The 14,971-nt window shown below is 62.4% G+C and carries 12 protein-coding genes; 5 read left to right on the forward strand and 7 right to left on the reverse strand.

The window, feature by feature from the left end; genetic code table 11:
- Positions 1–52: 52 nt before the first annotated feature.
- The 7 genes from HGI47_RS16420 to kdsA form a co-directional block, all read right to left on the reverse strand.
- Complete coding sequence (locus HGI47_RS16420; protein ID WP_168853856.1) at positions 53–2,173, reverse strand: TonB-dependent receptor; 2,121 nt, start codon at positions 2,171–2,173, stop codon at positions 53–55.
- Positions 2,174–2,334: 161 nt separating this feature from the next.
- A complete protein-coding gene (locus HGI47_RS16425) occupies positions 2,335–3,858 on the reverse strand; it encodes a glycosyltransferase family 39 protein (RefSeq protein WP_168853857.1) in 1,524 nt (507 codons plus the stop codon).
- Between the two features lie 11 nt (positions 3,859–3,869).
- Positions 3,870–5,783, reverse strand: coding sequence for a GtrA family protein (locus tag HGI47_RS16430; RefSeq protein ID WP_168853858.1), 1,914 nt, complete (start codon positions 5,781–5,783; stop codon positions 3,870–3,872).
- On the reverse strand, positions 5,783–6,466 hold the full coding sequence (locus HGI47_RS16435; RefSeq protein WP_168853859.1) for a class I SAM-dependent methyltransferase: 684 nt from the start codon (positions 6,464–6,466) through the stop codon (positions 5,783–5,785). Before HGI47_RS16435 ends, HGI47_RS16430 begins: the two co-directional genes overlap by 1 nt.
- On the reverse strand, positions 6,459–7,523 hold the full coding sequence (locus HGI47_RS16440) for a glycosyltransferase family 2 protein (protein WP_240950241.1): 1,065 nt from the start codon (positions 7,521–7,523) through the stop codon (positions 6,459–6,461). The genes HGI47_RS16435 and HGI47_RS16440 overlap by 8 nt, the downstream gene beginning before the upstream one ends.
- Before the next feature lie 124 nt (positions 7,524–7,647).
- Entirely contained in the window at positions 7,648–8,697 is a 1,050-nt protein-coding gene (locus HGI47_RS16445; protein ID WP_168853860.1) for a phytanoyl-CoA dioxygenase family protein, read from the reverse strand.
- 52 nt (positions 8,698–8,749) lie between these two features.
- Entirely contained in the window at positions 8,750–9,580 is an 831-nt protein-coding gene (gene kdsA, locus HGI47_RS16450) for a 3-deoxy-8-phosphooctulonate synthase (RefSeq protein ID WP_168853861.1), read from the reverse strand.
- Between the two features lie 179 nt (positions 9,581–9,759).
- Here kdsA and HGI47_RS16455 point away from each other — a divergent pair, with 179 nt between their 5' ends.
- Genes HGI47_RS16455 through HGI47_RS16475 form a run of 5 tightly spaced genes read left to right on the forward strand, consistent with a single transcriptional unit; the run spans position 9,760 to position 14,905 of the window.
- Positions 9,760–10,767, forward strand: a complete 1,008-nt coding sequence (locus tag HGI47_RS16455; protein ID WP_240950242.1) for a KpsF/GutQ family sugar-phosphate isomerase — start codon at positions 9,760–9,762, stop codon at positions 10,765–10,767.
- A 28-nt stretch (positions 10,768–10,795) separates the two neighbouring features.
- Positions 10,796–11,629 (forward strand): 3-deoxy-manno-octulosonate cytidylyltransferase, encoded by an 834-nt coding sequence (gene kdsB, locus HGI47_RS16460; RefSeq protein ID WP_168853863.1) that lies wholly within the window; start codon positions 10,796–10,798, stop codon positions 11,627–11,629.
- Positions 11,630–11,640: 11 nt separating this feature from the next.
- Positions 11,641–12,231 (forward strand): histidine phosphatase family protein, encoded by a 591-nt coding sequence (locus HGI47_RS16465; protein WP_168853864.1) that lies wholly within the window; start codon positions 11,641–11,643, stop codon positions 12,229–12,231.
- The gene (locus HGI47_RS16470; protein ID WP_240950243.1) at positions 12,228–13,712 is read left to right on the forward strand and encodes a beta-3-deoxy-D-manno-oct-2-ulosonic acid transferase; all 1,485 of its coding nucleotides are present in this window, start codon (positions 12,228–12,230) and stop codon (positions 13,710–13,712) included. Before HGI47_RS16465 ends, HGI47_RS16470 begins: the two co-directional genes overlap by 4 nt.
- Positions 13,709–14,905 (forward strand): glycosyltransferase family 1 protein, encoded by a 1,197-nt coding sequence (locus HGI47_RS16475; protein ID WP_168853866.1) that lies wholly within the window; start codon positions 13,709–13,711, stop codon positions 14,903–14,905. Before HGI47_RS16470 ends, HGI47_RS16475 begins: the two co-directional genes overlap by 4 nt.
- Positions 14,906–14,971: the final 66 nt, after the last annotated feature.

The following is a 14,971-nucleotide window of genomic DNA, read 5'->3' on the forward strand; positions in this document are numbered from 1 at the left end:
GACCGCACGAAACCTGCGCGCGGCCAGCTTTATGCGAAGTGAACCGTTCGGATCAGAACCCGAAGCGCACGCTCAACCGGAAATCGCGCCCGAACAGCGGGGCCACGTCCTTCAGGAAGCTGGTGTGGCGGCGCGCTTCCACATCGAAGATATTGTTGGCCTGCAACACCAGCGTGGTCTGCGCATCCATGCCGAACGGCTTCCATGAAACGCTGGCATTGACCATCGTCCAGCCCGGCGTTTCCGTTTCGAACGTGGTAATGCGGCGCTGCGCGGTGGCTTGCTCCACTTCCACGCGCCCGCCGATCACGCCGCCGCTGGCCTCAACCCCGCCAAGAAAGCGCAGCGGCGGAATGCGCGGCACCGGCCCGCCGCCACCGCCCAGCACATCGGCGCGGGTGTAATCGACGAGGCCCGTCAATTCCACGCGCGTGTCGCCCAGTTGCGCCAGCGTCACCGCGCCTTCGGCCTCGAAGCCATAGAACCGCGCATCGGCCTGATTGTACTGGAACACCGGCAGTTCGTCCGCCTCTGCCCCGGTCGGGCTGAGGAAGATGTAGTTGTCGAACCGGTTGATGAAGCCCGAAAGCTCCACCCGCCAGCCCGCGCCGCGCCCGCGCAGCACCGCTTCTGCGCCAAGTTGGCGTTCCTTGCGGAAATCGGGATTGCCGATTTCCACCGCGCGCGTCGCGGCATGGGCACCGTTGGCAAACAGTTCCTCGGCCGCAGGCGCACGCTCGCTGCGCGCCCCGCTCAACGCCAGCCGGAAGCCACCGCCCAGATCCACCGAACCGCCCAACGATACAGACAGCGAATCGAATGTCCGCTCGCGCCCGATCACATCGGATTTCACATTGGTATGTTCATACCGCGCGCCCGCCTCCAGCCGCGCCACGCCCAGATCGAACTCCTGCAACGTGAACAGGCCCAACTGCCGCGTCTCGTTGGCGGGAATATAGGCCTCTTCGCCGACCGCGTTGAAATTGCGGCTGAAATACTGGACGCCGCTTGCCCCCTGCCATCGCCCTTGCGCCGCCTGCACCAGTTCGGCGCGCGCTTCCCAGCTCTTGTTGAAAAAGCTCGTGCCGATCTCGCCGGTCGCTTCAATCTCGTCATGGCGATAATTGGCCCAGCCGCCGCGCAGCTTCAGTTCCTTGAACGCCCCGTCCAGCGGCACAGCCCCGCGCACATCGACGCGGGTCTGGCGCATGTTCAGCGTGATGTCCGATTCGTGCCCGTGGCCCGCTTCTTCCTCTGTCTCGGCGGCTTCGTCGTGGTCTTCATGCCCCACATCAAGGCTATTCGGAATGCCATAGCGGTTTTCCAGATGGCTTACCGCAAAGCCGAAATTTGCGCCGTTCTGGCCAATCCAGCCCAAGCCGCCCGCAACATCCCACCGCCGCGCCGCCGTGTTTTCCAGCCGCCCGCGTGCCTGCGCATCTTCGGCCACCTCACCGCCTTCTTCGGCTGCTTCCTCGCGCAAGTGTTCGCTGAACACATAGCCGCCCGTGCGATAATCGCCCGATTCGAAGAAGCTGCCATCCAGATGCGCCACGAAACCGCCACCCAGCGGCGCGTTCACCGATGCCGCCACATTGCGCTCTTCCGCTGCCGAGGCCAGCCCCGCCACCGCATCCACATGCGCGGCCGCATCGGGCACTTCCAGCGGAATGCGCAAATCGCGCATGTTCACCACGCCGCCGATCGCCCCCGAACCATAGAGCAGCGCCGCCGGGCCGCGCAGGATTTCGATCCGATCCGCCAGCAGCGGATTGACCGCAACCGCATGGTCGACCGAAGTGTTCGACACGTCGAAACTGCCAATCCCGTCGGTCAGCACGCGCACCCGTTCGGCATCCAGTCCGCGCAGGATCGGGCGCGAGGCATTGGGACCAAAGAACGTGGCCGAAACCCCTGGCTGACGGGCCAGCGTCTCGCCAATGGTCGACCGCTGCTCAAGCTGCAGGTCATCACCCTGCAGCACGGTAACGGCCGTCGCCACGACCTGCCGGTCCCGCTGATAGGGTGCGGAAACGACGATCTCGGTGGACGGCAAACTATGCCCATCCCCCACCTTCGCACCAGTTTGCGCATCGGCTTCCCCAGCAAAAGCCATCGGTGCCAAAGCCACCACGCCAAGGGCAGACCCGGTTAGCAAAGCAAACAAACGCATGAAATCCTGTCCTTTCGGAAACCATCATGCCGCGTGCAGCAGCACAGCGGGCTTGCCGGGGCTGATAGCGGCAAGGCTAAAAGGTTACAAGATATCATTACAACCCTTTTTAAGGTCTCCCCACCCTTTTGGGTTTTACGACCGCGCGGAGTGTGGTGCGTCTATCCTGATATCGCGTTGCAAGCGCCGGTAACGGGCTTCTCGCGACGGAGCAGGAGGAAATCACCCATGCGTTGCTCGACACTGAACCCTTCGAAGATCGCCTTTTCAAAGACGCGCTTTTCCGGTGGCGAAGGATTGCGCATCGCGGGAAACACCGCACGGTAGAACGCGGGGGTACTGATCTTGTGATCCACGACCACCCAATCCGCCGACCGCATGATTTCGGCGCAAGTATCGCGATACTGCTCTGGCGTCGAATATTCAGGCACAAGGATATCGATCCGCGCAGGATGGGTCTTTCCGGTCAGAAACGGCAGCACAGGATCATAGGGGTAGAAGAACACCTTCTGCGCGCTCGGCATGGCGCTCAGGTGGGCAATCAGCGGCCCCGTACCATTGCGCGGAAGAACCTTGATGATGCCTGCGGCACTCGCCACCTGCGGAGCAGCATGTGCAGCCTGCACTGCCCGCACCCACGGCAACGCAGTCATCGCAAAAGCCAGAATGGCCATGACCGCGACGACCAAAGGTGATCGTCCGGCGCGCAGCGCCATCGCCAGCAGTGCGGCCAGCAGCGGCAGTGCCAGTGCTGCGGCAAAGGCGATATGCACGGCATCAGGGCGCGGGAAACTGCCGACAAGGCCAGCAAGAGCAAACAGGCAAAGCGTAGCCACTTGCCGCTGCGCCAGCACCTGCCGCCAATCTTGCCACAAACTGGCCGCCAGCAAGACCGCGATCAATGGATAAAGCGCCAAAGCCGGGAGGAACTGCAGGCTGGCAAATGCGCCAAAAGGCACCGCCTGAATGCCGGAATAGTGCTGCATGGCATAGAGCACGACCTGCTCGAACGCGGCAACCGCGGTGCCTTTCGCAAGCAGGTATCCCAGAACCACAGCAGCGCACGCCAATCCTGCAATGATATAAACAGGAAGTCGCCGCGCCTGCCGGTCCAGCACCAATCCGGCAAAGATCGACACGACCACCAGCCCGCCGCGATGCGTGGTGACCAGCGCGGCAAGGCTCGCCGCGATCCCGGCTATTGCGGTCCCACCCCGCCGCTCGGCTGAAAGCGCGCCCCATAGCGCAATCATCGAAAACATCGTGGTGAACCAGTGGTGGTTCACTTGCGTCCACATGCCTTGCCCTGCGATCACCCACAGCAGGGTAAGGCTTGCCGAAAGTCGCACTCGGCCCGATGCGATGCGGCAGCAGGCAAATGTGAACCACGCCGTTATCGCCGTAACGAGCACCATAAGCGCCCTTGCCGACACCAGCGATGGCCCGAACATTTCCTGCCACCCTGCAATCAGCAGGAAGCCAACCGGCGGATGAAACTCGAAGAAGTCGCGATACAAAACTTGGCCACGAAGCATCCGCTGCGCGGCATGAAGCCAAATTCCCTCGTCGGCCAGCAGCCACACCGTGTCGATGAACGGCAGGCTCGTCAGGGCAGCGAGCAGTGCCACAATCAGCCCCGCGTGCCTATGCAGCCATGCCTTGCCTTTGCTCTGAATGGCCGACATCACGCGCCGCCTCAGGAAAACGGCGGGCAAGGCACGCCCTGCGCGACCGGGATTTCCTTCGTCCGCCGATAGACCGCGATAGAGCCTGCCGAAGGAATCTGCGCATAGTGCCTGGCAACAAAGGCCTGCAATTCCGCATTTCTGGTGAAGAACCGCTGCACGTCGAACGCCGCAGGCTGCAAGGCATAGTTGCGACGCTTTTCGAAGACGATCATCGCAGGCCGCCCACAACGCAGTTCGTCCAGAGCTTCGCGCCGGATCTGCACCGCCATGCGCTGCAACTCCGGTCGGTTAGGGCCGACGATCTCCGCGTGCGCAATGGCTGGCAGCATCCAATAGGCATAGTAGCGCGATCGCAACACCAGCCCGTGATCCTCAGCCGTAGGCCAGCCCCACATCGGATCGGTCGCGGCGATGAACACTGTTTCGCCGGGCGTTACGGTTGCCAGCACCGGATCGATCTCTTCGCGAAACAGATTGTGATACACACCAGTACGCAGCGGTAGCGAAAGCGGAAGGGCCATCACCACCACGCCCAGCACAGCCAGCAACCGGTTGCGCCCGCCAACTGACAGGGCCAGCACGCCAGCCGCCAGCGAAAGCGAACCCGTCACCGGCACACTGTGATAGAGCCACCCCTTGCGCTGCAACAGGTATGACAACACAAACCCTGCAGCCGTGATCAGCAATGCCGAAACCAGCGCCGCGTCCGGCACCCGCACCTCCTTGCGGCCCAGCAGCACAAAGATCGCCAGACACGCCCAGATGATCGTCCAGGGCCGCAGCAGCACGGCAGGCCATGCGGACTCATATCCGTGATAGGCCGCCCGGACCATCGGCAGCATGGTGCGCAGGAAATCCGGCGCAAAAAGCATCACCGCTGCGGCATATGTCACTGCCCCTGCCGCCAGCACAATCGTTTCCGGCCGCAACGGCCGCCACTGCGCGCGCCCGCGTTTCAGCAGCAGCCACGCTTCCAACGCCAGCGGAATGACCGCGAAGTAGTGCTTGAGCGCAAAGCCATAAGCTGCAGCCACACCAACGCCGAGCGCAAGGCGCCACGGCACATCAGCCCCCGCATGGCGTCGGGCAAGAAGCCCGGCATAGGGAAGCGCACAGATCAGCGCCAGTTGCTCGCGCTGGCCGAAGTCATACAGCGGCACCACCACGGTGAAAGCGAACGCTGACAACATAACAGCAGCACGCCGCACCGGTCGCTCAGGCTCAGCCAGCCTGCCGATCGCCAGCGCGGAAAGCGTGGCCCCGGCAATCACCGCCTGCACCAGCAGACGCCCCGCCGGAATGCCACTCGCTCTGCCCAACCACTCCAACGGCACGGCTGACCAGAACCACAGCGGCGGGTTCAGTTCCATGATATCGCGATAGAGCGTCGCGCCATTTGCCATCTGGCGCGCGATCCACAATTGCCACACCACGTCATGCGTCAGCGGAATGCCATGCATCACCGCCGCTGCCACTGCCGCTGCGACGACCAGCATCGCCTCCGGCCCGCGTTTCGCAACAAGGCCTTGCCAGTTCCTTGCGCCTTGCTCTTGCCCACCAAAAACAATCGTGCGCGAAAGGACATAGAACAGCACGGAATACAGCCCAAGGCCCGCAAGGTGCAGCAGCGGCTGCCCCGCCATGCCTGCTGCCCGACCGATGCACAATATCGCCAGATTGGCACCATAAGCCATCGCAAACGATGCCGCGAACCGCCCGAACTCCGCCCACGACGGCGCGTTTCGCGCCTTGAACGTCCAACTGCGGTTCAGGGCATAGGACACCCCCAGCCCCAGCCCATAGCCAAGCGCGTTTGCCGCGTAGTCACCCAGCCCCAGCCGCAATCCCAGCAGGATCAGGGCAAAGCCGATAGCGGTATTGATCACGCCCACCAGCGCAAAGCGGGCCAAAGCAAACGGCATCAGGCAGCAGCGACAAAATATTGCGCCCCAATCGGCACACGTACCAGCGCCGGTTCGAACTTGCGCAACGCCGCTAGCGGGCCGGGAAAGAACACCCGGAAGTTCACCTGCGGATCAGCAAATCCCGCCGCCTTGAATCGCCGCTGCATCTCAGGCGCGGAAATCAGCACGGCGTTTTCGTCGAACGGACAATTGTTCACCGCGTGCCGCGTCATGGGGTTCCACGGGTTGTGTTCGAACAGCATAAAGAAGCCGCCCGGACGGAGCCGTTCGCGCAATTGCCGCAACAGCGAAACATGCGCGTCTTCAGGGATGTGGTGAAACACACAAGCGGTAAAAATCAGGTCGAACGCCCCCAGATCGGGCGGCAGGGTTATCCCATCGTAAGTCCTGAAATCGGCACCTTCGGCACCTTTGCTCCGGCAAAGGTCCAGCGATTGCTCGGACACGTCCAGACAGGTGATCTCGGCATCGGGAAACTGCTGGCGCATCGGTTGCAGCGAATTGCCAATGCCCGACCCGAAATCGAGTATGCGGCGCACCTGCACGCCACGCTTTTTAGCCAGACGTCGCGCATCCTCGATCTTGTAGCGCGCAAAATAATCGACGCTTTCGCCGCTCAAGCGGATCGAACGGGCGTGCTGGTCGGTATAGCTTTCGGCAACCGTATCGAACTCAGCCATTGATCGCCTGCCTCATGATCTGCATTTCGGGAATCGGAGAACCGGCTACGATACCGGTCGATGCGGCCCTGACTTCATCGATGATGAACAGCGGGCGGCGCTTGCTCTCCATATACATACGGCCCAGATATTCCCCGAAGATGCCCAGCATCATCAGTTGCAGGCTGCCAATGATCAGCACCAGGCCCGCCAGACTGGTCCAGCCTGTCAGCGCCATGCCGAGCAGCCAGGAAATGAACACCCAGCCCAGCGTTACAAGGCCCATCGCCCCGGCAATAAGCCCCAGATAGGTCGTGATCCGCAGCGGTATGGTGGAAAAGCTGGTAATCGCATCCAGTGCAAACGCGATCATCTTCTTCAGGGGATAGTTGCTTTCCCCCGCAAACCGCGCCTCGCGCTCGTACGGCAGGGCAACCTGACTGAAGCCAACAAGGCTCACCATACCGCGAATGAACCGATAGCGTTCCGGCATGGCATTGAGGTGGTCCACCACGCGGCGGCTCATCACCCGGAAATCACCGGTATCACGCGGTATCGGCACATCGACCATCCGCTGCATCAGGCGATAGAACACACTCGCCGTAGCCTTCTTGAACGCCGTTTCGCCTGCGCGGCTCACGCGCTGCCCATAGACCACATCATGCCCCTCGGCCATTTTGGCCAGAAAGGCCGGCAGCAGTTCGGGCGGGTCTTGCAGATCGGCATCCATCACCATGACTGTGTCGCCACGGCAAAGCTGCAGGCCAGCCGAAAGGGCCAGTTGATGCCCATAATTGGCAGACAGGTTCACGGCCACGATGCGGCGATTCTTGCCCGCATGATCGGCCATGACTGGCCACGTCCTGTCACGCGACCCATCGTTGATCAGCACAATCTCAAAATCGTTGCCCACCGCATTGCGGCACGCCGCCGTGGTTCTTTCGACCAGCAGATCGAGGTTTGCTTCCTCGTTATAGCACGGGATAACCACCGAAAGCGCAGGCGCGGGGCCGATATCGTGCAGCCCAAGCGAAACGCCCCGGTCGATCTGCGCGGCATTCCACGTTTCCATCTTCATGGACAAGACCCTCGTTGCAACGTCAACGACCGGGCACCCTGCCGACGGTCAGTGATAAGGAAACTGACCGATAAGGTATAAAGAAAATGGTAAATAACCCGTGAAGGGCATGTCTTGGCAGCGGTTATCCCGCCTCGTCCAATGACCCAACCGCCCGTCTCTTCCCCACTGGCTTCCACGGCTGGCCAATCCTTGCCTCGAACCGGTCGCGCAGTGCCCAGACCCAGCCGATACGGCGTTCGGCTATGCCCGGCAGGCTCAGCAGATCGCCGCCAAGCCACGGCAGGAAAGGATTGCGCCGCGAATAGGACCAGATTTCCACGCGCTCGCCGGGACGGGCCGCAAGGCCGCGTGCGTGGAAGCCCACTGTATCGGCCACCACCAGCGTGTTCGCAGGCACGGCAAGGCCTTCGGGTTCGGGCAGGTCCATCGCTTTCAGATCATCGGCGCTCACGCGCGGCGATCCGCGCGCGGAAAGGCGGTCTATCGCCTTGGGGTCGGCAAGGCTGCGCTGATGCTCCCACGCCAGCCGTTCGGGCGTGAAGCGGTGCGATCCGCGCACATAGGTGAACGGGCCTTCATCCGCCGCCACGTCATTCAGGAAAAGCCACGATTTCAACGATGAATGGAAGCTGTCCGCGTGAATCGTCTCCTGCGGGTCCGGCTCGTTGCCATCGACATGGCTGACGATGGTTTGCACATAGTGCAGCGGCGTGGTGCGAAAGCCCGCAACATAGTGCAGCAGCGCCACGATATCAGGCCGCGCCAGCAATTGTCTCAGCGCCGGGATGGCCGCCAGCATCGCCGGATCGATGGCCATACGCCGGGTAATCGCATCGCCCTGCCGCATCTCGCGCGCAGGCCCTTCGTAGCCAAGGATCGCCTCGCGCAGCGCGGCAAAATCCTGCGGCGGCACCACATCACGGATCGCTACAAAGCCATCGCGATCAAACGCTTCGCGCCAATCTGCCCGCACCCGCCGCGCCAGACGCCGCCTGCGCCACCGGCCCATTGCATCTGCAAACCGGACCCGCGCCACATGCAACCCGCGCCGGTTAAGCCGCTGCGAACCGATAAACGGATTGTCGAGAAAGCTCTTCGTACCCGTGAGCAATTGCAGCGCCTGGATCGGGGCCCACAAAATACTTGAAATGACATTTCTGTCAGCATTCATCGCCAAGCCGCACTCCCGGCTGATCCGACCTGCCCCTTCATACCCACGCGAACTAGGCCTGCTTCACCACAGCGTCAATCGCCATAAGCCGCGTCACCAATGGCTCGAACTGGTCAAGCGGCAGTGCGTTGGGGCCATCGGACATGGCGTTTTCGGGATCGGGATGCGTTTCCATGAACACACCCGCGACGCCTGCCGCAACTGCGGCGCGCGCCAGCAGCGGCACATATTCGCGCTGCCCGCCCGAGCGTTCGCCCAACCCGCCGGGCTGCTGCACCGAATGGGTGGCATCGAACACCACCGGGCATCCTGTATCCGCCATGATCGCAAGGCCTCGCATGTCCGAAACCAGCGTGTTGTACCCGAACGACGTGCCACGGTCGCACAACATGAAGGCGTCGGGATCATGGCCTGCTGCAACCGCCGCATTGCGCGCCTTGGCTGCAACCTGCTTCATATCGGCAGGGGCCATGAACTGCGCCTTCTTGATATTCACCGGCTTGCCCGATGCCGCAACCGCCGCGATAAAATCGGTCTGACGGGCAAGGAAAGCCGGCGTTTGCAACACGTCCACAACTTGCGCAACGGCCTCCACCTGCTCACGCTCATGAACGTCGGTAAGGATCTTCAGGCCTGTCTCTTTGCGAACCTTCTCCAGAATGCGCAAACCTTCATCCATGCCCGGCCCGCGGAACGATTTGTCCGATGAACGGTTCGCCTTGTCGAACGAACTCTTGAAAATCAGCAACAGGCCAAGTCTTTGACTTATTTCTGACAAACGCTCAGCCACCGAAAGGGTATGATGCTCGCTTTCGATAACGCACGGACCGGCGATCACGAAGAGCGGCTCGTTGCCACCTATTTCTCTTCCAAACAGGAGCATTCTTAATCCTATCGCAATGCAAAACGGTTGGTATTCGCCTGAGCGTTGAACTAAGGGTCACCCCGTAATTCGGGCGCACCCATTGGCGTAGTTCCGGGCAGCACGCAATCGGCCAAACAAACACAACATTGCCCTTTGCTTAATCGCCCGTACATCAAACTGAATGGATATGCTGTCTTATGGCCGCTACGAACGTAAAGATGAACGCTGATTTCTTTGCGTCGGGTTTCACCCATTCTGCGCTCAAAACGGTTGAGACCGAGATTCAGGGCCTGCAAGCCTTGCATTCTGCGTTGGACACACCGGGTTTTCGCAGCGCGCTTGATCGCGCCATTCTGGCGATGGCGCGAACGAAAGGTCGTGTCGTTGTCAGCGGGATGGGCAAAAGTGGCCTTGTCGGTCGCAAGATCGCAGCCACCTTGCGCTCCACCGGAACGCAGGCGCTATTTCTCCATCCCGGCGAAGCAAGTCACGGAGATCTCGGACTCGTTTCCGACGATGACGTTGTATTTGCAATCACCTGGTCGGGCGAAACCAGCGAATTGCAGGATATCTTTCACTACTGCAATCGCTTCGGCGTGACGCTGATCGTGGCAACCGCATTCCCGCAAAGCACTGCGGCGCTGGCGGCCGATATCTGCCTGCCTTTGCCGCTCGTGCGCGAAGCCTGCCCGAACGATCTTGCCCCCACCACGTCCACAACGCTCCAGATCGTACTGGGCGATGTGCTGGCCGTCGCGTTGATCGAAGCGCGCGGCTTCAGCCCGTCTGACTTCCGCGTCTTTCACCCTGGCGGAAAGCTTGGCGCACAACTGCTGACCGTCGAACAGATCATGGGAGCAGGCGACGCTATTCCCAAAGTCGGACGCGATGCGACGCTTAGCCTCGCTACGATTGAAATGAGCCGCAAGCGCTATGGTGCCACAGCGGTTGTCGACGATGCTGGCCGTTTGGTCGGCGTGTTCACCGATGGCGATTTGCGCCGCTGTATCGCAGTCCACGATCTGCAAGACCGCATCGAACTGCACATGTCGCCCAACCCCATCACCGTGCCGCCGGGAACGCTCTGCACCGATGCCCTGCGCATCATGAACGAAAACGCCGTGTCGGTGATCTTCGTCGTAGAAAGCGAAGCGCTGGTGGGCGTGCTACACATGCACGACATCGTAAGAGCAGGGATTGTCTGAAAACGGGCTGTCCGCCAAGAATGCCGTGATGGATGCTCCCAGTGATTTACCCGCGAATGACCTGATCGTCGTACCAGCGCGCTATGGCTCAAGCCGGCTCCCCGGCAAGCCACTCATGGCGCTTGCCGGGCGCTCCATACTCGAACGTGTGGTCGCCAATGCGCAGGCGGCGGCGGCAGAAGCAGGCCATTGCGCTGTCATGGTCGCCACTGATGATTCACGCATTGCCGATCATGCCGCCAGCCTTGGCGTCGATTGCGCAATGACTGCTGCGGAACTCGATTCAGGCACTGTACGCGCCCATGCGGCAGCGCGGCAGATGCCCATTCCACCCGCAAGAGTCGTCAATCTTCAGGGTGATGCGCCCTTCATCCCGCCTTCGATCATTGCGGGAATGCTACGCCATTTGCGCGATACGCGCGCAGATGTGATCACCCCCGTATTCCAGCTTGGCTGGGACCGGCTGGACCGTTTGCGCGAACATAAACACTCCGCGCCGTTCAGCGGCACCACCTGCATTCGCGCAGGCGATGGTCGCGCGCTATGGTTCTCGAAAACGATCATCCCCGCTTTGCGAAACGAAACGGCGCTGAGGGCCGCCTCGCCAATGTCGCCAGTCTGGCAGCATCTCGGCATCTATGGGTATACAATAGGGGCGCTTGACTGGTGCGCCACGGCGCCGCCAAGCCATTACGAAACACTCGAAAGTCTTGAGCAGTTGCGTTTCCTTGAAGGCGGCTGGCACGTCCAGACCATCGCGGTCGAAGTGCCCGAACACCTCCTGTCGGGCATAGACACCCCTCAAGACCTTGCGCGGGCCGAAGAAGCGATTACCCGCTTTGGCGATCCCTTTCCGGCCTGAACCAGAACACCATGCTCGTCATCGTCCGCCACGGCAATACATTCAACGCCGGAGAGCCGCCCCGCCGCATCGGCGCGCGCACCGATCTGCCATTGACGGCAGAAGGGCTTGCTCAGGCGCAGGCGCTGGGCGAACTGTTCTGCGCGAAAGACTGGACGTTCGCCCGCGCGCTGGTGTCTCCGCTGCTGCGCACCCGCCAGACCGCAGAGGCCATCCTTGCCCGGCATCCCACCATCATCGAGCCCGCAGACTTCCTGCGCGAAATCGATCACGGCCCTGACGAGAATCGCGCCGAAGCCGAAGTGCAGGCCCGCGTCGGCAAGGCAGCGCTCGATGCGTGGGACGCCGCAGGCACGCCCCCTCCAGGCTGGATCGTAAACGCTGAAACCCGCATCGCGGCATGGCAAGCTCTGCTCGAAAACCTCACGCCAAACAGCGCCCCAACGCTCCTTGTCACCAGCAACGGCGCCGCCCGCTTCGCGCTTCAGGCCATGCCGCACCTTCGTCCCGCCAGCCTGAAGCTCCGCACCGGCAGCTACGGCGTGATCTGTCGCGAGGCTGACGGCACGCTCACCCTGTCATCATGGGATTGCCGTCCATGAGCGTGCCCACCTTCCTCCGCGCGCCGCCCTTCCCCCAGCATCGCGCCGTGATCTCGGCCCCTGCCGCCACCGCCCGGCCCCTTCCCGCCGATGCCCTCGACCTGCTCCGCCAAGCCCGCGTCGGCGGCGATTGCTGGAGCGCGCAGGATGCGTGGTCCGCTCTCGAAAACGCAGGCCACCTCACCGCCGACGGCGCAGACGAACGCATCGCCATCGCCGCCTTGCTCGACCTGCCCGTCACCGTTCTCACTCCCGGCGCTTACGGCGTGCCCGGCGATTCGCCGCAGGCCCTCCGCACCCGGCTGACCGATCTGCTCCAAGCCCAGCGCTACATCGATCCCTTCACAGGCGCTGATAGCACATTCGAAGCCACCGTCGCCCTGCTCGCCCAATGGCGGGCGGAGATAACCGCCAATCGCACGATCGCCGCCGCGAGCGGCATGGCATGGTGGAAGCGTGACGAGATCCGTCGCTTCCTCTGGGTGCCCGAACGCCCCTTGCGCTTCGTCCGCAATGCCGCCCGCGCACTGGCCGTGGCGCGCAAGGTAAAGGGCGCCGTCGCCGTCTGGCCTTCGCGCGTGTCGCCAGCACTCCTTGCTGCCGCCCACGCGCAGGATACCGGCATCGTCCGCATCGAAGACGGCTTCGTCCGCTCGGTCGGCCTCGGCAGCAATCTCGTGCCCCCCGCCTCGGTCGTGGTCGATACGCGCGGCATCCACTTCGATCCCGCCACCCCCAGCGATCTCGAACACATCCTTGCCACCACCGCGTTCACCTCCGCCCTCACCACCCGCGCCCAAACACTGCGCAAGAGGATCGTCACGGCCGGCATCAGCAAATACGCCGCACAAACTAACGCTCCCGCTCCCCCGCGCGACCCGAACCGCAAGCGCATCCTCGTCCCCGCGCAGGTCGAAGACGACATGTCGGTCCTCGCAGGCGGCGGCGGCCTCACGTCCAATCTCGAACTGCTGCGCCGCGTCCGCGCGCTCGAACCCGATGCCGAAATCTGGTTCCGCCCTCACCCCGATGTCGATGCCGGCCATCGCAAAGGCGCAGTCCCCGATGCCGAGGCCCTGCGCTATGCCGATGCCGTCATGCGCGGTGGCGGCATGGCACCGCTGCTCGATGTGGTTGATGCAGTTCACGTCCTCACCTCGCTCACCGGCTTCGAAGCCCTGATGCGTGGGGCCGATGTCACCTGCCACGGCACACCGTTTTACGCCGGCTGGGGCCTCACACGCGATCTTGGTGCAGTGCCCGATCGCCGTAAGCGCACCCTCACGCTTGACCAACTGGTCGCAGGCGTCCTGATCCTCTACCCGCGCTATCTCGATCCGGTCACCGGGTTGCCCTGCCCGCCCGAAGTGCTGGTCATGCGCATCGCCAGTGCGCAGGCAACGAACCGCCTTGGCTGGGTCGCCCCCTTGCGCCGCTGGCAAGGCCGCTTCATGACGCGGCTGAGAGCGCTTGCCGGATGACCGTGATCCTCGATATCTCGCGCCTGATCTCGCGCATCCGCCACTCCACGCCATCGGGCGTGGACCGTGTCGAAATGGCCTACGCCCGCGGACTGCTCAAGCTCTTCGGAGAAGATCTCGCTTTCGCCGCCGTCCACCCCACGGGCCGGTACGGACGGCTTGATCGGATCGTCGCCCTTTCATATCTTGATGAACTCGAACGCCGCTGGGCACACGAAGATGGGCGCACGCGGCAACGTTCGATTCCGTCGATCCTGCCCTGGATGCTGCGCCTGCTTCCGCGCAAGGCACCCCGGCAAAATCATGCGCGCCCAATCTACATTCAGGTTTCCCCCCACCACCTGACCAACAGGACGAAAGTGGAGCAGATTCTCGCAGCAGAGAATGCCCGCTTCCTGTGCATGGTTCACGATCTGATTCCGCTGGAATACCCCGAATATGCCCGCCCCGGCGGCGCCACACTGCACCAGCAGAGAATGGAAACTGTGGCCGCCTTCGCCGATGCAGTGATCGTCAATTCCGCCGCCACCGGCCAATCGCTGCGCCCTTGGCTTGGCCGCAGCGGCCGCCAGATCGTTGTCCATGTTGCCTTGCTTGGCACAGAGCAAATTTCCGCTGCCAATCAGGAATCACTGCCTGACCAGCCCTATTTCATTTGCCTCGGCACCATCGAACCCCGCAAGAACCACCTGCTCCTGCTCAATCTTTGGCGGCACTTTGCCGAAGTCTTGCCCGCAGCAGAGATTCCCAAACTTGTCATCATCGGCAGGCGCGGTTGGGAAAACGAACAGGTTCTCGACATGCTGGATCGCTGCCCTGCCCTGCAAGGTAATGTGATCGAAATGTCCGGCTGCTCCGACCGGCGGCTTGCAACCTTGCTGCGCAATGCACGCGGCTTGCTGATGCCGTCCTTTGCCGAAGGCTTCGGAATGCCCATTGCCGAAGCCCTTTCAGTCGGCGTGCCTGTGATCTGCAGCAACATTCCCGCGCACCACGAAGTCGGCAGCACCACACCCGACTATGCCGATCCGCTGGACGGCCCTCGCTGGCGCGGGCTGATTACCGATTTCGCGGCACAAGGACCGCACTGGCAGGCCCAGATGGCCCGCCTCCCTGCATGGCACGCGCCCTGCTGGAACGATCACATGCAGATCGTGGCACAAGCGATCAACGCGCTTTCTGAAAACAGATAGGGCCGAAACCGGCTAGGGGAAGGCGCGCGCCTTTAGAGCACTTTCCGTGTGCCCGACACCCATTTG

Source organism: Novosphingobium sp. ERN07, from assembly GCF_012641335.1.
In the GTDB taxonomy this organism is placed as follows: Bacteria; Pseudomonadota; Alphaproteobacteria; order Sphingomonadales; family Sphingomonadaceae; genus Novosphingobium.